We start from the raw sequence: 17,284 nt of genomic DNA on the forward strand, positions 1-17,284 counted from the left end.
CCGGTTATTGTTCTGTGCTAAGTGGAGAGTGGCGTGGTTGTAGCGGCCGCGCATCAAAGTCACGGCAGGCCTGGCGCACCGCGTGGGCACTGGACAGACCCAGCAACTGCTGGCTGAAGGCGCGGCATTGCGTGCTGTCGAGCTGGCGCACGCGCTCCTTGATCTCGCCGACCTGCGGGGCGCTGACCGACAGCTCACTGACCCCAAGGCCGATCAGTACCGAAGTGGCCAGTGGGTCCGAGGCCAAGGCGCCACACACGCCGACCCAACGGCCATGACGGGCGGCGCCCTGGCAGGTGAGGTCGATCAGGCGCAGCAGCGCCGGGTGCAGGGCGTCGACGCGAGCCGCCAGGCCCGCGTGGTCGCGGTCCATGGCCAGGGTGTACTGGGACAGGTCGTTGGTGCCGATGGAGAAGAAGTCGGCGTGCTCGGCCAGGCGCTCGGCGAGCAGGGCGGCGGCCGGTACTTCGATCATCACCCCAAGTTCGGCGCGCTGGCTGATGCCCAGCTCGCTGGTCAGTCGATCCAGGCGCTGGCGGATCTCCAGCAGTTCATCGACCTCGCTGACCATTGGCAGCATGATCCGGCAGCGGCGCTGCGGGCTGACCTGCAGCAGGGCACGCAATTGCAGGTCGAGCAGCTCGGGGCGCAGCTGGCCCAGGCGAATGCCGCGCAGGCCGAGCACCGGGTTGGCTTCATGGGGCAGTGGCAGGTAGTCCAGTTGCTTGTCGCCGCCGACATCGATGGTGCGGATGATCACCGGGCGATCGCCCATGGCGTCGAGCACTGCCTGGTAGGCGGCGCGTTGCTCCTGCTCATCCGGAGCGGTGTGGCGGTCGACGAAGAGGAATTCGGTGCGCAACAGGCCGACGCCGTCGGCGCCCAGGGTCAGGGCCTGGGCGGCCTCGACAGCCGAGGCGACATTGGCGGCGACTTCGATCAGGCGTCCGTCACGGGTCTGGGCGCTGCCCTGGGCGGCGGCTTGCTGCTCATCGCGGCGTTGCTGCTGTTGCTGGCGAAGCTGCGCGACCTGGGCCAGGCGTTCGGTGTCTGGCGCGGTTTCCAGTCGGGCCTGTTCGCCATCCATGACCAGTACCTGGCCTGCCTGCAGGTTCATCAGCTCCGGGCCCAGGGCAACCAGGCATGGCAGCCCACGGGCGCGGGCGAGGATGGCGACATGCGAGGTCGCGCCACCGGCGACCATGCACAACCCGGCTACCGCGTGCTTGTCGAGCAGCAGCAGGTCCGAGGGCGTCAGTTCATGGGCGGCGACAATTGCCGAAGGCGGCAGGTTCAGCTCTCGGGTTTCGCCGAGCAGGTCGCGCAATACCCGTTGCTGCAAATCCTGCAGGTCGTTGGCGCGCTCGGCCAGCAGCGGCTTGTCGAGTGCCTTGAGGATCGCGCACTGGGCGTCGATGGCCTGGCTCCAGGCGTGGCTGGCGGCGGTGCCCTGGTCGATGCACTGGCGCGCGGCGTCGATCAGGGACGGATCGTCGAGCAGTGCCAGGTGCGCTTCGAAGATGGCTGCGGCGTCGCCCTGTTGCAGGTGCTGCAGGTCAGCTTCAATGGCGGCCTTGACGCTGGCTAGCGCGACGTTCAGGGCTTGATGCTGCGGGCCGGGTTGATGGCCGCCGGAGTCGTGCGGCAGGCGAATGGCATCCAGGCGTGCCAACGGGCCGCTGGCCAGGCCAGGTGATGCGCATACACCATTGAGAATGCCGGGCTCCAGGTTGGCGACGGGTTTGGCCTGGACGCTGACGGCAGGTCCGGCATGCTGTTCGCCGACGGTCGCTGTGGCGACTGCCGCCAACAAGGCGTGCAAGGCTGGCGTACTGTCGGCACCGCTGCAGACGATTTCGATTTCATCCTGCTCGCCCACCCCCAATCCCATGATCGCCACCAGGCTGTTGAGCGCGGCGACCTGGCCGTTGAAGTGCAGTTCGGCGTGGCTGGCGAAACCCTGGGCGGTCTGGCGCAGTAATGCTGCAGGGCGCGCATGCAGGCCGCCGTGATGGGCGACCTTGGTGCTACCGCGCACTGTCTCACCTGCGCTGGCAGCTTTGACTGCGCCGACGCCAGCGTTGGGAATGACATCCAGCAATGGCGCACCCAGGGCCACCGAACGGGTCGTGCGCGGCAGCAATCGGTATTCGCTGCTATTGCTCAGGATTATGACGGTGATCAGGCTGGTGCAGTGTTGTGCGACCAGGTCCAGGTCAAAACGAATCAGCGGCTGACCCCGTTCGACGCGCTCGCCATTGGCCACCAGCGCTTCGAAGCCGCGGCCCTGCAACTGTACGGTATCAAGGCCGATGTGCATAAGGATCTCGGCGCCGTTGTCGGCACGCAGGGTCAGGGCGTGCAGGGTTTTTGCCAGGTGAATGACGGTGCCGGCGCAGGGTGCCTGCAGGCAGTCGTTGAGCGGGTCGATGGCGATGCCATTGCCCAGGGTGCCGCCGGCGAACACCGGGTCGGGCACCTGGTCCAGTGGCAACAGGGGGCCTTCGAGGGGTGCATGGAGGGTGATGTTCTTGTTGTCGGGCATGCGCAAGATCCTCGGTGCCTCAGTGAGTTCGGGTCACTTTGCTCAGGTGACGGGGCTGGTCCGGGTCCATGCCACGCGCCTCGGCCAGGCCTGCGGCCATGACATAGAAGCTCTGGATCGCCAGCAGCGGGTCGAGGCCCGGGTGGGCGGCGCTGCTCAAGGTCAGGTTGCGCTGGGGGATGTCCGCCGGTGCGGCCAGCAGCACTTTGGCGCCGCGCTGGCGCATGTCTTCGGCCAGTTGCAGCAGGCCTGCCTGTTCCACGCCACGAGGCGCCAATACCAGCAACGGGTAATGGGCATCGATCAGTGCCATCGGGCCGTGACGCACTTCGGCGCTGCTGAAGGCTTCGGCCTGGATTGCCGAGGTTTCCTTGAACTTGAGCGCTGCTTCCTGGGCGACGGCAAACCCGGCGCCCCGGCCGATGACCATCAGCCGCTGGCAATCGCGCAGTTGTTCGATGGCCAGGCTCCAGTCTTGCGCCGCTGCTTCGCGCAGTTGCCCGGGCAGGGCGAGGCCAGCCTCGAGCAGCGCCGGGTCTTGCTGCCAGTGGGCGACCAGGCGGGCGCTGGCGCTGAGGGTGGCGATAAAACTCTTGGTGGCGGCAACGCTCAACTCGGGGCCGGCGCACAGCGGCAGGCTGTATTGGCAGGCGCGTTCCAGCGGCGAATCCTCGGCGTTGACCAGGGCGACGCTGGTGGCGCCGCGTTCGCGCAGGGTTTGCAGGCTGTTGACCAGGTCCGGGCTCTGGCCCGACTGGGAAAAGCCCAGGGCCACCTGGCCGCGCACCTGCAAGGGCGAGTTCTGCAGGGTCACCACCGACATCGGCAGCGACGCCACCGGCAGGCCAAGCTGTTGCATGGTCAGGTAGGCGAAATAGCTGGCGGCGTGATCCGAACTGCCCCGGGCCACGGTCAGGGCAACCTGCGGTGCGAGGCGGCGCAGGTGTTCGGCGACCTCGGCGATACGGGCATCGCAACGCTCGAGTTGGGTCTGCACGACGGTGGCCGAGGCCAGGGCCTCGGCAAGCATTTTAGAGCTCAAGGTGTTCTCCTTCGACCATTACGCCGATCAGTTCAAGGTTGCGATCCAGGCTGACTGCGTCGGCCCAGCTACCGGCCTGCAGGCGTCCGCGCTCCTCCAGGCCGAGGTAGTCGGCGGGGAATTGCGACAGGCGCTGAGAGGCTTCGGCCAGAGGCAGGCCGATCTTCACCAGGTTGCGCAGGGCCTGGTCCATGGTCAGGGTGCTGCCGGCCAGGGTGCCGTCGGGCAGGCGCACGCCGCCCAGGCATTTGGTCACGGTGTGGCTGCCGAGCTTGTACTCGCCATCGGGCATGCCGGCGGCGGCGGTGGAGTCGGTCACGCAGTACAGGCAGGGGATCGAGCGCAGGGCCACGCGGATCGCGCCGGGGTGTACGTGCAGCAGGTCGGGAATCAGTTCGGCGTAGCGCGCATGGGCCAGGGCCGCGCCGACGATGCCCGGCTCGCGGTGATGCAGCGGGCTCATGGCGTTGTACAGGTGAGTGAAACTGGTGGCGCCGGCCTCAAGTGCCGCCACGCCTTCTTCATAGCTGCCCAGGGTGTGGCCGATCTGCAGGCGCACGCCGCGCTCACTCAAGGCACGGATCAACGGCAGGTGGCCAGCGACTTCCGGGGCGATAGTGATCACCTTGATTGGCGCCAGGGCCAGGTAGGCTTCGACTTCCTCAAGCAACCCCAAGTGGGCGAAGTTCGGCTGCGCGCCGAGCTTGCCCGGGTTGATGTACGGTCCTTCGAGGTGCACACCCAGCACCCGCGCGCCGTTGCTGCGCGGCTGGCGGGCGTAGGCGCCGAGTTCGCCGAGCACCTGGGTCAGTTCTTCCTTCGGCGCGGTCATGGTGGTGGCCAACAGCGAAGTGGTACCAAACCGGGCATGTGTACGGGCGATGGTGGCGAAGGCTCCGGCGCCCTCCATCACATCGCTGCCGCCGCCGCCGTGCACGTGCAGGTCGATGAAACCGGGCAGCAGGTAGGGCAAATCATTGCCCTGAGGATCGCACGGCTGGCCGTCGATGGCGGCGACGCGGCCGTCACGCAGCAACAGGCGTCCGCGTACCCAGCCCGTCGGGGTGAGTATGTTGTGTTCGCTCATGGGGGCTCCGCTAGCGTCGCAGCTCGGCGACAAAGTCGTAGTAGTCGTCGCGACAGTAGGTGTCGGTCAGTTCGATGGGGGTGTTGTCGTCGAGGTAGCCGACCCGGGTCATCAGCAGCATGGCGGTGCCGGGCTGGATGCCGACCCGTGCGGCCAGTTCGGCGCTGGCGTTGATCGCGCGAATGTGTTGCAGGGCACGCACCACCGGTTTGCCGATCTGGTCGAGATATTGGTACAGCGAATCGCCGATGGCTTCGGGGTTGCTCAGCAAGCGCGCGGGCAGGGTGCTGTATTCGACGGCCATGACGATGTCATCGGCCTTGCGCAGGCGCTTGAGGTGTACCACCTGTTCGTTGGGCGACAGGCCCAGGCGCACCAGCTCATCGGCCGACGGCGCGTCGACGCTGCGCTCCAGCCACTGCGAGCTTGGGGTAAAGCCTTTCAGGCGGAGCATTTCGCTGAAGCTCGACAGGCGTGAGAGCGGTTGTTCCAGGCGCGGGGTGATGAACGTACCAGAGCCCTGGATGCGGCGGATCAGGCCTTGTTCGAGCAGTACTTCCAGGGCCTTGCGCGCGGTAACCCGGGAGATGTCCAGGGCTTCGCTGAGACTTCTTTCCGAAGGCAGGGCCTGTTCGGCTTTCCACTGCCCGGCGTGGATGGCCTGTTCCAGATTGCGCGCCAACTGAAGGTAAAGCGGGGTGGCCAGGGTGTCGTCGGGGCGCAGGGCGGTCAACGGGGGCATGGCGGTGACTTCAGGTGGCGAGTGGTATTAAAAATTTAATACCACTTGCATACCACGTCAATACCACTTGTCAGCTGTTGCAGGCGATTTCCTGGTTGCCCTTGCGCTCGACCGCAGCACAGGCCAGTAATCCGACTTCAAACAATATCCACATCGGCACCGCCAATAGGGTTTGCGAGAACACATCCGGCGGGGTCAGCAGCATGCCAACCACGAAACAACCGACGATCACATAGGGGCGGCTTTTGCGCAGGGTACCGACGTCGGTGACCCCGGCCCAGACGATGATAAAAGTCGCCACCGGGATTTCGAACGCCAGGCCGAAGGCCAGGAACAGGGCGAGGATGAAGTCCAGGTACAGGCCGATGTCGGTCATCATCGCCACGCCATCGGGGGTGACGCTGGCAAAGAAGCCGAACATCATCGGGAAGACTACGAAGAAGGCGAAAGCCATGCCGGAATAGAACAGCACGATGCTCGACACCAGCAGTGGCAGGGCGATGCGCTTTTCCTGGCGGTACATGGCCGGGGCAATGAAGCTCCAGGCCTGGTGCAACAGCACCGGCATGGCCACGAACAGCGCCGCCATCAGGGTCAGCTTGAACGGCGCCAGGAACGGCGAGGTGACGCTGGTGGCGATCATGCTCGCGCCTTCGGGCAGGTAGCGGCGCAGCGGCTCCGAGACCTGGGTGTACAGCGTCTGGGCAAACGGGAACAGGCCGAGGAAAACCACGGCGATGGCCAGCAGGCAGCGCACCAGGCGCTTGCGCAGTTCGCGCAGGTGAGCGGTGAGCGGCATGCCCGGGTCGTGGGTTGCTGTGTTCATCAAGGGTTTCCGCTGGTTGGGCTGTTGTCCGGCTGCAGGCTGACGCCGCGGCGCAGGTCCTGCTCAAGGCGCTGCAACGCCACGGCATCGAGTTCCTGGCTCAAGGCCTGGGTGTCCAGTTCGCGGCCCACCTGGGCCTTGATCGACGCCATGGCGCGTTTCGCCTGACCCAGGCCGCGGCCCAGGGTGCGCGCCGCCGCCGGCAGGCGCTCGGGGCCGAGCACCAGCAGGGCGACGATGCCCACCAGCAGCAGTTCGGTAAAACCGACTTCGAACATCAGCGCTGGTGTTCCGCTTGTTGCACGCTGTCTGCCTTTAGCGGCGCCTGCGGTTTGACCTGGGCAATGACGTCGTCCTCTGCCGGCCCATTGCCCATGGATTTGCGAAAGCCCTGGATCGCATCGCCCACGTCCGCACCCAGGCCTTTGAGGCGCTTGGTGCCGAACAGCATGAACACGATCACCAACACGATGAGCAACTGCCAGATCCCGATACCACCCATGAAAAACGCTCCAAGCTCATGAAAAAGAAGGCCTTATCCTGCCTGCGCTTTATGACGCAAAAGTGACGTGCAGATGTATTTGCCATGTGCCTGCAACATCCGTTGTGTTGACTGACGCCTTATTTGCTCGGGATGTGCAGTTCATGGGTGCGAAGAGGCAACAAGGGGCGGCGCTGTTGATGGTGCTGGTGGTGCTGGCGATGCTTGCCGCAGGTTTGACCTGGCTGGTGCAGGACGGTCGCCAGCAGATCGACAGCGTGCGCCTGGTGCAGCAACGGGTGCAGGCAAGGGCCATGGAAACCGCCGGCCTGGCCTTTGCCGAACAGGCCCTGAAAGACCCGGCCTGGCGCGCCAGCCCGTTGTTCTGGCAAGCGCTGCGCGGGCAGCCGTTGTCCTATGCCTTTGCCGGCGGCTCGGCGGCCTTGCGCATCCGCGACTTGCACAGCTGCTTCAACGTCAATGCGTTGATTGGCGAAGAGGGCGAACGTGCCGCGCGGCAATTGCGCTACCTGCTTGGCGATGACATGGCCGCCCAACGGCTGACCGATGCCCTCGCGGACTGGATCGACAGCGACGGCCAGACCCGACTCAGCGGCGCCGAGAGCGATCAGTACCTGCGCCAGTCACCTGCGCGTCTAGCGGCCAACCAGATGATGGTCGACATGAGTGAACTGAACCTGCTGCTCGAGCCCGACGCCCAGCGCCAGCAACGCTATCCACAGTTGTGCGCGCTGCCGCAGACCAGCGGCTGGCGACTGAATGCCAATGCCTTGAGCCTGGAGCAGTTGCCGTTGCTCGAAGCGCTGTACGAAGGGGAGGTGTCGCGTTCGCTGCTGACCCGGATCATCACCGGCCGGCCCGCTGGTGGTTATCACGATGCAGGGGCGTTGCGCCAGGCACTGGGCGCCATGGACGACGCGACGTTTGCCCGGCTGAGCGAAGGCTTGCTGCTCAACAGCGGTGATTTTGCCCTGCAACTGGAATTCGAACAGGACGGGCAGAAGATGCGCAGCGAATTTCAGCTGCGGGCACGAGGGATCGTGCAGTGGCACGCGCTGGTGCCGGCCCAGCAGGTGCAAGTGATCAGCCGTTCGCCGCAACCCTGGTAAGGGCTGCGGCGAGCGCCGCTTGGGTTACACGCCGATTTCACCGCCATCGGCACGTTGGATCACCACGGTCGAGGCCCGGGGGCGCACCTTGGTGCCGGCCGGGGTAACGGCAGTGGCGACGTCGGTAGACGGCCAGTTGTCCGGGTGCTGGATGTTGACGAAGATCGACTTGTTGTCCGGCGTGAACGCAATGCCGGTGACTTCGCAGCCGTTGGGGCCGACGAAGAAGCGGCGCAGGTCGACCTGGTTCTTGGCATTGACCGGCACCTGCTTGCCAGCGGCATCTACCAGGTCGGTAGGAATCACCGCCAGCATCTGGTCGTTGGTGTAGTCGGTCAGGGTTTTTTCGCCGTTGTCGGTCTGGAACCAGAGGATGCCGCGGCTATCGAAACTCATGCCGTCGGGGCTGGCGAACTGGTTGAGTTCGGTCAGGCCCGAGCGGTTGATGTCGGCAGTACCGGCGGCGTTGGCGCCAAACACGAAGATGTCCCAGCTGAAGCTCAACTGATCGTCGCTGTCGTGCCAGCGGATGATATGGCCGTGGCGGTTCGGCCCGCGCGGGTTGGCGGCATCGACCTTGGCAGCGGTACGCGCGCTGTTGTTGGTCAGGGTCAGGTACACGTCGCCATTGAGCGGGTTGACCGTGGTCCATTCCGGGCGGTCCATCGGCGTTGCGCCCAGGGCGTCGGCAGCACCGCGGGTGTTGAGGATGATCCCCGGCAGGTCGCCATAGATCGAACCCAGGGTCTTGCCGCTGCTGGTCGGGGTGTTGACGTCGAGCAGCAACCACACGCCCGAGCCGTCGGCGTTGAAGCGGGCGACATACAGCTTGCCCTGGTCCATGTACTTGTTGCCGGTGGCCAGGCGGTCGGCCGGGTTGGCATCGGCCGCTTCCCACAGCGCGGTGGAGACGAACTTGTACAGGTACTCGTTGTTCGAGTCGTCGCCCATGTACCAGACCAGCGGCTTGCCCACCACCGGCAGGCCCGGGCAGCAGCCTTCGTGACGGAAGCGCCCGAGTGCCGTGCGTTTTACGGCCAGGGTATTGGCCGTGTAGGGGTCGATCTCGACGATGTAGCCGTAGGTGCTGGCCTCGTTGCGAAAGTCATCGCTGGCGCTGGCGCCGCTCGGGGTGATGTTGAAGCGGCTGAATTCGCCATCCACTTCAGTCGGATCGCCCGCCACGCTTTCCCACTTGTAGTTACCGGTCTTGGTGCTCACGCCGATGCGCTTCTGGTCGGCCGGCAGGGTGGTGCTGGTGTTGACGAAAATCCCCGGCCAGTTCTCTTCGCAGGTCAGATAGGTGCCCCACGGGGTGTAGCCGTTGCCGCAATTGTTGTTGGTGCCGCGAGCCTGGGTGCCGTTCTTCGAGAAACGCGTCTTGACGTGCTCGCTGCCACGCAGGGGGCCTGCGATGTTCATCACCGTGGCGGTGGTGAAGCGGCGGTTGAGCGGGTCGTTGTCGACCACCTGCCAGCGGCCGCTGACTTTCTTCAGGCGGATCACCCCGGCGCCATGGGCGTTGATCTCCTTGCGTACTTCCTCGACCGGACGCTTGCCGCTGCTGTCGCTGGTCGGGCCGTTGGGATGCAGGGCGTCGGCGTCGATGTATTCGTGGTTGATCGCCAGCAGGCCGTCTTCGGAGCTGCCGTTGATGGGGAAGAAATGCATGCCGTCATGGTGCATGCCCACCGAGTTGGCCTGGTCGGCGGCGGTGTTGCTGCCGTCGGCTTTCCACGGGTTGGCGCTGGTGTTCAGCGGCGTGCCCCAGGGCGCCAGGACGTAGGCTGTGTATCCGGCGGCGACCACGCAGGCGTCGGTGCGCGAGCCGGGGATGGAGGTGAAGCCCAGTTTCAGTTTCGGCGGGGTTGGTGGCTCGACGACCGGTTCGTCGTCATCCGAGTCACTGCTGTCGAAGCAACCCGTCAGGCCAGTCCCGGCAATCATCGCGATCGCGGCGCCCAGGCCACCGCGTACCACGCTGCGGCGGCTCAGGTAAGACTCCAGAACGCTGTCCATGGGCAGGTTGCCACTTTGGTTGCGGTTCAGGTTGTCGCCGGTGTCTCGACTCATCAGTTCAGTTCCTTTTGTTCAATGATGCGGCGTGAAAGAAACCGGGACTTTAGTGAGCAAGTGTGATGATTGATTGGCAGTTTTGTTAAAAGGCGTTGAAGGAAATAAATCGTTACCACCTGATTTGCCTGAGGTTTTGCCCTGGCTGTCGATTAACTGCCATCAAACTGTAATCCAGGCGCCCCAATATCCCGGCCCGACAACCAACAAGCGCGAAGGCGACGGGACAGGCTGAACATGCACAGACGGGAAGTGTTGAACTGGATTGGCGTTGGCGCTGCGGCGCCGCTGCTCACGGCCTGTGCTGGCCTGGGCGGGACGTCGGCCGGCAACGATGCTTCGCTGGATGTGCTGTATTTCGCCGACACCCTCGACGCCCGCCAGGCGGGTAAACCCGTGGTCCCGGCCACGCGCCTGGGACCGGTTACTCACCTGGGTCAGGCGCCATGGATGACCGGCGCCAGCGCCCGCCAGGCCCGTGCCGAACTCAACCCGCTGCTCGACGCCAGCCTGGCCGATGGCGTGCGCACCGGCGGCTATGCCGTGTTGGCGGCCTTGCTGGAGCAACTGCGCCAACGCGCCGGGGCCGACAACTGCCTGACCCTGGAAAACGGCCAGGGCTGGAATGGCAGCGGGCTGGCCTACCTGACCCAGGGCAGCAGTGGTGTTGAAGGCAGCCAGTTGCTGGCCAGCGATGTGCGGGTCAGCAGCGATGAGCGGGTGCTCTGGCCGCAGCGCTGCGCCGGCCTTTACCGGCAATATGGCAAGACCGTGCTGGGCGCCGGCCTGGCTCCGGAGCAGGCCACCGCGCTGGGTGTTGCGCCTTTCATGGTGGTTCGCCGAGGCGCTGTACGGGTCGCCGTGGTCGGCATCACCGACCCCTATGCCCAGGACCAGAAAGCCTCGCTCAAACAGTGGTACCAGTCGCTGTTGCCGGCCTTCGAGCAGGCCCGCGGGCAAGCGGACCTGGTGATCGCCCTGGCCGATGTCGGCACCGGCCCCGGCCTGTGGCTGGCCGAGCGTCTGAGCGATGCCGATCTGCTGCTCTGTGCCCGTGGCCAGGACTTCTGGCCGGAACCGGTCGCCGTGCTGCAAGCCAGCGGCAAGCGGGTGCCGGTGCTGTTTGCCGGTAATCGCGCCTGCGGTGCCTTTCAGGTGCGCTGCCAACGCACGGCCGGCCAATGGCAGTTCAGCGCAGATTTTCATCCCGCCTTCGACAGCAGCCTGACAGCCACTGCCCAGGCCCGTGCTGCGCAGTTGCGTGGGCTGTTGGCGCAGCAACGCGCCGGTCACGCGGCCTGGCTCGATCAACCCCTGGCCCGTGCACCGCAGGCGCTATGGCGCCGCGATACTCGCGGCGGCAACTGGGACCGTCTGCTGCATCAGGCCCTGGCAGCCGACAGCGGCTACCCGGTGTTGCTCCCGGGTCTGCGTTATGACAGCCCCCTGGCCGCCGGCCAGGCCATCACCCGCGAACACCTGATCAGCCTGACCGGCAGTTACCCGGCACCGGTGGTCGAAGCGCCCGCCCGGCAAGTCGAGCAGGTGCTGGAAAACGCCGCTGAGCAGTTGTTCGGCGACCCGCTGTTGCTCGACAACAGCCAGGACCTGCCGCGCTGGCTGGGCCAGCCCTGGCAACTCAGCTACAGCCCGAACGGCAAGCGCGTCTCCGGCTTCAGTGAAACCCAGGGACAGTGCCGCACTTTTGGTTTGCAGTACGCCTCCAGCAGCGGCGAGCCGCTGTGGCAACGGGTCGAAGCCTGGCTGGCGCAGCAGCCTGCCGACTGGCAACTGCCGGCGTTGCAGTTGCCGCAGCTGCGCTATGTCCAGGGTCACCCCGGCTGGCATCCCCGTGAGCTGAACGCGTGATCGGTAGTGCGCGCCTGTTCAGCGCCGCGCTGCTGAGCCTGGCCGCCTGGCTCGCCGCCCAGTGCGTGCTGCAGCTCAGCCGTGCGCCGCTGCCGGCCGTGGCTCAGGTGCAGGACGTTGCGCCCATGCCGGGCCTGATGCTTGGCCACTGGCAGGCCCAGGTCGACAGCGGCGCTGTGCCGCTGACCCGTTTACCGCTGCAGTACCTGGGCGGCCTCAGGGCCGTGCCGGTCAGCGCCACGGTGGTGGTGCTGCGCTACGGCCAGGTCACGCGCAGCTTGCGCCGTGGCCAGCGCCTGGCCCCGGGCATCGTGCTCGAGAGCATCGATGACCAGGGCCTGATTTTCGACAACCAGGGGCGGCGCGAACGCCTGCCCTGGCCGCCACGGCCTGCCGTGACCGGCTTCAAGCGCCAAGGATGAATGATGATCGCAAGACTCTGCCTGGCCAGCGTGCTGAGCCTGGGCCTCAACCTGGCCTGGGCCGAAGAGCCGGTGGCGCTGGATGACAACGAGACGCCGTTGTACGAAGTCAATTTCGTCGATACCGAACTGAGCGAGTTCATCGACAGCGTCTCGCAGATCACCGGCACCACCTTCATCGTCGATCCACGGGTCAAGGGCAAGGTCACCGTGCGCACCGTCGACCGTCACGACAGCGAAGCGATCTACGACATCTTCCTGGCCCAACTGCGCGCCCAGGGCTTTGCTGCCGTCGACCTGCCCAACGGCAGCGTCAAGATCGTCCCCGACCAGGCCGCGCGTCTTGAGCCGGTGCCGGTGGAGACAGCGGGCAAATCGGCGCAAGGCAGTGACGGTGTCGCCACCCGCGTGTTCAATGTGCGCAACGCTGCCAGCGAACAGCTGCTGGGGATCCTCAAGCCGCTGATTGATCCACGGGTCGGGGTGATCACTCCGTATCCGGCGGCGAACCTGCTGGTGATCACCGACTGGCGCAGCAACCTGGAGCGCATCGACAGCCTGCTGCTGCAACTGGATCAGGTCAGTGACGAGCCGATGCAGGTGATGCCGCTGCAACATGCCAGTGCCAACGACACCAGCAAGTTGATCAGTCAGTTGCTGGCCCGCGAGCAGGGCGCCGACAGCGCCCAGGTGGTGGCCGACCCGCGCAGCAATGCCCTGCTGGTGCGCGGCAGTGCCGACAGCCGTGAGCGGGTGCGGGCCTTGCTGGCGCAACTGGATCGCCCTGGCGAGAACCTGCGCAGCTCCAACACCCAGGTGATCTACCTGCGCCATGCCAATGCCAGTGAAGTCGTCAAGGTGCTGCGCAGCCTCAGCCACGACACGCTGCCGGCCGGCACCGGCGAAGGCAGCAAGGATGACAAGGCGCCGGCTCCGGTCAGCAGCTCGGGGATCCGCCTGGAATATGAAGAAGGCACCAACGCCGTGGTCATGGTCGGCCCCGACAGCGAGCTGGCAGCCTATCGCAACATTGTCGAGCAACTGGATGTGCGCCGCGCGCAGGTGGTGGTCGAGGCGATCATTGCCGAAGTGTCGGATTCGCGCGCCGAAGAGCTGGGCGTGCAGTGGCTGTTTGCCGATGAGAAGTTCGGTGCCGGCACGGTCAACTTCGGCAGCAGCGGCCCCAGCATCGCCGCCATTGCCGGGGCGGCGGCGGGCAAGGACAACGCCGCGCTGGCCAAGCTGCTGTCCGGCACCAACGGCCTGACCGCAGGCTTTGGCAACTTCGGCGGCGGCTTCAACTTCGCCGTGCTGGTCAATGCGCTGAAAAGCAAAAGCGGCTTCAACCTGCTGTCGACGCCGACCTTGCTGACCCTGGACAACGCCGAAGCGTCGATCCTGGTCGGCCAGGAAGTGCCCTTCGTCACCGGCTCCGTGACCCAGGACAACACCAACCCCTACCAGACCATCGAGCGCAAGGAAGTCGGGGTCAAGCTGCGCATCAAGCCGCAGATCAACATCGACAATACCGTGCGCCTGGACATCGTCCAGGAGGTCTCGTCGATTGCCGACAACGCCTCGGCCAGCGACGTGATCACCAACAAGCGCGAGATCAAGACCAAGGTCATGGTCGAGGATAACGGCCTGGTGATCCTCGGTGGCCTGATCAGCGACGAGGTCACTTCGAGCAAACAGAAGGTGCCGCTGCTCGGTGATATTCCCTGGCTGGGGCGGCTGTTCAGTTCCTCCGGCCACCAGGGGGTGAAGCAGAACCTGATGGTGTTCATTCGCCCGCGGATCCTGCGTGACGGCCCGAGCCTGGCCAGCCTGAGCACCGAGAAGTACCGCAACCTGCAGCAGGAAACCGCGCTGAAACTGCCGGCCATCAGCGACGACGGCAAGCTGTTGCAAGCCTTCCCGGCCAGCCGCCAGCGCCTGGACGAGGGCGTCTGGTGATGGAGCTGTTGCCCTATCGCCTGGCCCGCCAGGCCGGCCTTGCCGTGGCGCCGTCGGCGACGGGCTGGAGCCTGTGGCTGCGCAGTGATGCCGACAGCGATCAATTGCAGGAACTGCTGCGCGTGCAGGGCCAACCGGATGAGGTCTGCCACCTCGACAGCGCCAGTTTCGACAGCCAGCTGGGGCAGCTGTACCAGGCCGGCGAAGGCGCCACCGCAGCGCTGATCGAAGGCATCGGCGAGCAGGTCGACCTCGACGGCCTGATGAGCGAAATGCCGCGCATCGAAGACCTACTGGAGAGCGATGACGAAGCGCCGGTGATCCGCCTGATCAACGGCCTGTTCGCCCAGGCCCTGCGCTTGCAGGCATCGGACATTCATATCGAGACCTTCGAGCAGAGCCTGGTGGTGCGCCTGCGCGTCGACGGCCATTTGCGCGAAGTGCTGCGCCCACCGCGAGCGCTATCGGCGATGCTGGTGTCGCGGATCAAGGTCATGGCCCGGCTGGACATCGCCGAGAAACGCCAACCCCAGGACGGCCGCATCACCCTGCGCTCGGCTGGGCGTGAAGTGGACGTGCGGGTTTCGACCCTGCCGGGCATTCACGGCGAGCGGGTGGTGATGCGCGTGCTCGACAAGCAGGCCAGCCTGCTGGCGCTGACCAACCTCGGCATGCCGGTGGCCGTGGAGCAGGGCTTGCGCGCTTGCCTGGCGCGGCCCAACGGCATCGTCCTGAGCACCGGGCCGACCGGCTCGGGCAAGACCACCACCCTCTATGCCAGCCTCAACAGCCTCAACGACGGCAGCCGTAATATCCTCACCGTCGAGGACCCGGTCGAGTACGCCATCGCCGGCATCGGCCAGACCGCAATCAATCCGCGCGCCGGGTTGACGTTCGCCACCGGCCTGCGGGCGATCCTGCGGCAGGACCCGGACGTGATCATGCTCGGCGAGATCCGCGACCGCGAAACCGCGCAGATCGCCGTGCAGGCCAGCCTCACCGGCCACCTGGTGCTCTCGACCCTGCACACCAACAGCGCCGTGGGCGCGGTGACACGTCTGCGTGACATGGGTATCGAACCGTTCCTGATTGCCTCGTGCCTGCGCGGGGTCATGGCCCAGCGCCTGGTACGGCGTCTGTGCCGCTGTGCCCGGCCACAACCCTTGCAGGCGGCCGAGCGGCACCTGTGGCCGGAGTTGGCCGAGTTGAGTGAGACATTTCATGCCGTCGGTTGCGAGCAGTGCCAGGGCACCGGCTATCGTGGCCGGCTCGGCCTTTACGAGTTCATCGAACTGGACGCCGGGCTGATTGCCTTGCTTTACGACGGCGCCAGCGAAGTGGCCATGCAGGAATACCTGGCCGGGCGTCGGCAGAGCCTGGCCGGCATGGCCAGCGAGTGCCTGCGCCGGGGCGATACCAGCCTGGCCGAAGTGCTGCGCGCGGTGCAGGGCTGAGCCATGCCGACCTTTCGCTATCAGGCGGTAGACCTCAACGGGCGGGCGCGCAAGGCCAGTATCCAGGCCGACAGCGAGCGCCATGCCCGCCAGTTGCTGCGTGAGCAGGGGCTGTTCGCCCGGCAGTTGCAACGCCATGACGCCAGCAATGCTCTGCCGCGCCGGCAACGGGTCAACCGCGCTCAGTTGTGCGAACTGACCCGGCAACTGGCAACCCTGACCGGCGCCGGCATTCCCCTGGTGGATGCCCTGGCGACCCTGGAACGGCAACTGGTGGAACCGGCGTTGCGCAACCTGCTGGTGGCGGTGCGCGGTTCGCTCGCCGAAGGCTTGAGCCTGGCCCGCAGCCTGGCGCGCCAGGGTGGCTTGTTCTCCGGCTTGTATTGCGCACTGGTCGAGGCCGGCGAGCGTTCCGGGCGCCTGGCCCAGGTGCTGGAGCGGCTGGCCGAACACCTGGAACAGGTCCAGCGCCAGCAGCACAAGGCGCGTACGGCGCTGATCTATCCCTGCGTGCTGATGGGCGTGTCGTTGGCGGTGGTGGTCGGCCTGATGACCTTCGTGGTGCCCAAACTCACTGAACAGTTTGCTCACTCCGGACAGAATCTGCCGTGGATCACTTCGCTGCTGATCGGCATCAGCGACCTGCTGGTACTGGTCGGCCCTTGGTTGCTGCTCGGCGGGGGGCTGGCGGCACTGCTCGGCGCCTGGTTGCTGCGCCGCCCGCACTGGTGTTTGCGCCGCGACGACCTGCTGCTGCGCCTGCCACGGATCGGCAACCTGCTGGCGGTGCTGGAGAGCGCACGCCTGTCGCGCAGCCTGGCGATTCTGGCCGGCAGCGGCGTGCCGTTGCTTGAGGCCCTGCAAGTGGCGACGGCCACGGTCAACAACCGGCGCATTCACCTGGCCCTGCAACGGGTCGGCACTGACGTGCAGGGCGGAGTCAGCCTGCACCGGGCGCTGGATGCCAGCGGCCACTTCCCGCCGTTGCTGCTCAACATGGTCGCCAGCGGCGAGGCCAGCGGCACTCTGCCGGACATGCTCGAACGGGTCGCCGACAACCAGGAGCGCGGCTTCGCCCGCCAGGTGGACAGCGCCATGGCCTTGTTCGAGCCGCTGATGATCCTGGTGATGGGCGCGGTGGTGCTGTTTATCGTCCTCGCCGTGCTGTTGCCGATCATGCAGCTCAACCAGGGCCTGACACTTTGAAAAGGAGCAAGACCATGCACAGCCCACGCGCGCGTCAGCGCGGCTTTACCCTGATGGAAATCATGGTGGTGATCTTCATCATCGGCCTGTTGATCGCCGTGGTCGCACCCAGTGTGCTCGGCAGCCAGGACAAGGCCATGAAGCAGAAGGTCATGGCCGACCTGTCGACCCTGGAACAGGCGCTGGACATGTATCGCCTCGACAACCTGCGCTTCCCGTCGGCCGAGCAGGGCCTGTCGGCGCTGGTCAGCAAACCGACGGTAGAACCACAGCCTCGGGCCTGGCGCGCCGACGGTTATATCCGCCGCCTGCCGCAAGACCCGTGGGGCACGGCGTATCAGTACCGTGCCCCCGGGCAGCACGGACGTATCGATATTTACTCGTTGGGCGCCGATGGCGTCGAGGGCGGTGAAGGCATCGATGCCGATCTGGGTAACTGGGAACTCTAGGC

The 17,284-nt window shown here is 65.9% G+C and carries 15 protein-coding genes; 7 read left to right on the plus strand and 8 right to left on the minus strand.

What is annotated here, in order from left to right:
* Positions 1 to 4: 4 nt before the first annotated feature.
* From ptsP to tatA, 7 genes are all read right to left on the minus strand, one after another.
* A complete protein-coding gene (gene ptsP / locus LOY45_RS05210) occupies positions 5 to 2,545 on the minus strand; it encodes a phosphoenolpyruvate--protein phosphotransferase (protein WP_258578828.1) in 2,541 nt (846 codons plus the stop codon).
* A 19-nt stretch (positions 2,546 to 2,564) separates the two neighbouring features.
* Positions 2,565 to 3,587, minus strand: a complete 1,023-nt coding sequence (locus LOY45_RS05215) for an SIS domain-containing protein (RefSeq protein WP_233673310.1) — start codon at positions 3,585 to 3,587, stop codon at positions 2,565 to 2,567.
* Positions 3,577 to 4,674, minus strand: coding sequence for an N-acetylglucosamine-6-phosphate deacetylase (gene nagA, locus LOY45_RS05220; RefSeq protein ID WP_115088485.1), 1,098 nt, complete (start codon positions 4,672 to 4,674; stop codon positions 3,577 to 3,579). Before nagA ends, LOY45_RS05215 begins: the two co-directional genes overlap by 11 nt.
* A gap of 10 nt (positions 4,675 to 4,684) precedes the next feature.
* Positions 4,685 to 5,416, minus strand: coding sequence for a GntR family transcriptional regulator (locus LOY45_RS05225; protein ID WP_115088484.1), 732 nt, complete (start codon positions 5,414 to 5,416; stop codon positions 4,685 to 4,687).
* A gap of 70 nt (positions 5,417 to 5,486) precedes the next feature.
* Positions 5,487 to 6,242: a twin-arginine translocase subunit TatC gene (gene tatC, locus LOY45_RS05230; RefSeq protein ID WP_134064096.1), complete on the minus strand. Its 756-nt coding sequence runs from the start codon at positions 6,240 to 6,242 to the stop codon at positions 5,487 to 5,489.
* The gene (tatB, locus tag LOY45_RS05235; protein ID WP_258578829.1) at positions 6,242 to 6,520 is read right to left on the minus strand and encodes a Sec-independent protein translocase protein TatB; all 279 of its coding nucleotides are present in this window, start codon (positions 6,518 to 6,520) and stop codon (positions 6,242 to 6,244) included. The genes tatC and tatB overlap by 1 nt, the downstream gene beginning before the upstream one ends.
* Complete coding sequence (gene tatA / locus LOY45_RS05240) at positions 6,520 to 6,744, minus strand: twin-arginine translocase TatA/TatE family subunit (protein ID WP_115088481.1); 225 nt, start codon at positions 6,742 to 6,744, stop codon at positions 6,520 to 6,522. Before tatA ends, tatB begins: the two co-directional genes overlap by 1 nt.
* 143 nt (positions 6,745 to 6,887) lie before the next feature.
* Between tatA and gspK the strand changes: the two genes are divergently transcribed.
* Positions 6,888 to 7,853, plus strand: coding sequence for a type II secretion system minor pseudopilin GspK (gene gspK, locus LOY45_RS05245; RefSeq protein ID WP_233673311.1), 966 nt, complete (start codon positions 6,888 to 6,890; stop codon positions 7,851 to 7,853).
* A 24-nt stretch (positions 7,854 to 7,877) separates the two neighbouring features.
* Here gspK and LOY45_RS05250 read toward each other — a convergent pair whose 3' ends face one another.
* Positions 7,878 to 9,926 (minus strand): PhoX family protein, encoded by a 2,049-nt coding sequence (locus tag LOY45_RS05250; RefSeq protein ID WP_115088479.1) that lies wholly within the window; start codon positions 9,924 to 9,926, stop codon positions 7,878 to 7,880.
* A gap of 237 nt (positions 9,927 to 10,163) precedes the next feature.
* On the opposite strand from LOY45_RS05250, the gene LOY45_RS05255 reads away from it, so the two are divergent.
* The 6 genes from LOY45_RS05255 to gspG are packed head-to-tail and all read left to right on the plus strand — an operon-like array spanning position 10,164 to position 17,282.
* Positions 10,164 to 11,795 carry a bifunctional UDP-sugar hydrolase/5'-nucleotidase gene (locus LOY45_RS05255; RefSeq protein WP_258578830.1) on the plus strand — a complete coding sequence of 544 codons (1,632 nt, stop codon included), beginning with the start codon at positions 10,164 to 10,166 and terminating at the stop codon, positions 11,793 to 11,795.
* Complete coding sequence (locus LOY45_RS05260) at positions 11,792 to 12,217, plus strand: pilus assembly protein PilZ (RefSeq protein ID WP_115088477.1); 426 nt, start codon at positions 11,792 to 11,794, stop codon at positions 12,215 to 12,217. The genes LOY45_RS05255 and LOY45_RS05260 overlap by 4 nt, the downstream gene beginning before the upstream one ends.
* Before the next feature lie 3 nt (positions 12,218 to 12,220).
* On the plus strand, positions 12,221 to 14,173 hold the full coding sequence (gene gspD, locus LOY45_RS05265) for a type II secretion system secretin GspD (RefSeq protein ID WP_258578831.1): 1,953 nt from the start codon (positions 12,221 to 12,223) through the stop codon (positions 14,171 to 14,173).
* Between the two features lie 5 nt (positions 14,174 to 14,178).
* A complete protein-coding gene (locus tag LOY45_RS05270) occupies positions 14,179 to 15,627 on the plus strand; it encodes a GspE/PulE family protein (RefSeq protein WP_115088522.1) in 1,449 nt (482 codons plus the stop codon).
* A gap of 3 nt (positions 15,628 to 15,630) precedes the next feature.
* On the plus strand, positions 15,631 to 16,833 hold the full coding sequence (gspF, locus tag LOY45_RS05275) for a type II secretion system inner membrane protein GspF (protein ID WP_115088476.1): 1,203 nt from the start codon (positions 15,631 to 15,633) through the stop codon (positions 16,831 to 16,833).
* Between the two features lie 14 nt (positions 16,834 to 16,847).
* Positions 16,848 to 17,282, plus strand: a complete 435-nt coding sequence (gene gspG / locus LOY45_RS05280; RefSeq protein WP_115088475.1) for a type II secretion system major pseudopilin GspG — start codon at positions 16,848 to 16,850, stop codon at positions 17,280 to 17,282.
* The last annotated feature ends 2 nt before the right edge of the window (positions 17,283 to 17,284 follow it).

It is taken from the genome of Pseudomonas wadenswilerensis (assembly GCF_024749185.1).
Classification (GTDB): Bacteria; Pseudomonadota; Gammaproteobacteria; order Pseudomonadales; family Pseudomonadaceae; genus Aquipseudomonas; species Aquipseudomonas wadenswilerensis.

What these genes read in the sequence shown, in the direction of transcription:
- tatA (WP_115088481.1), bottom strand. Translation starts at nt 6,744, where the DNA reads ATGGGTGGTATCGGGATCTGGCAGTTGCTCATCGTGTTGGTGATCGTG.
- ptsP (WP_258578828.1), bottom strand. Translation starts at nt 2,545, where the DNA reads ATGCCCGACAACAAGAACATCACCCTCCATGCACCCCTCGAAGGCCCC.
- tatC (WP_134064096.1), bottom strand. Translation starts at nt 6,242, where the DNA reads ATGAACACAGCAACCCACGACCCGGGCATGCCGCTCACCGCTCACCTG.
- gspD (WP_258578831.1), top strand. Translation starts at nt 12,221, where the DNA reads ATGATCGCAAGACTCTGCCTGGCCAGCGTGCTGAGCCTGGGCCTCAAC.
- tatB (WP_258578829.1), bottom strand. Translation starts at nt 6,520, where the DNA reads ATGTTCGAAGTCGGTTTTACCGAACTGCTGCTGGTGGGCATCGTCGCC.
- LOY45_RS05250 (WP_115088479.1), bottom strand. Translation starts at nt 9,926, where the DNA reads ATGAGTCGAGACACCGGCGACAACCTGAACCGCAACCAAAGTGGCAAC.
- LOY45_RS05255 (WP_258578830.1), top strand. Translation starts at nt 10,164, where the DNA reads ATGCACAGACGGGAAGTGTTGAACTGGATTGGCGTTGGCGCTGCGGCG.
- gspK (WP_233673311.1), top strand. Translation starts at nt 6,888, where the DNA reads ATGGGTGCGAAGAGGCAACAAGGGGCGGCGCTGTTGATGGTGCTGGTG.
- gspF (WP_115088476.1), top strand. Translation starts at nt 15,631, where the DNA reads ATGCCGACCTTTCGCTATCAGGCGGTAGACCTCAACGGGCGGGCGCGC.
- nagA (WP_115088485.1), bottom strand. Translation starts at nt 4,674, where the DNA reads ATGAGCGAACACAACATACTCACCCCGACGGGCTGGGTACGCGGACGC.
- LOY45_RS05225 (WP_115088484.1), bottom strand. Translation starts at nt 5,416, where the DNA reads ATGCCCCCGTTGACCGCCCTGCGCCCCGACGACACCCTGGCCACCCCG.
- gspG (WP_115088475.1), top strand. Translation starts at nt 16,848, where the DNA reads ATGCACAGCCCACGCGCGCGTCAGCGCGGCTTTACCCTGATGGAAATC.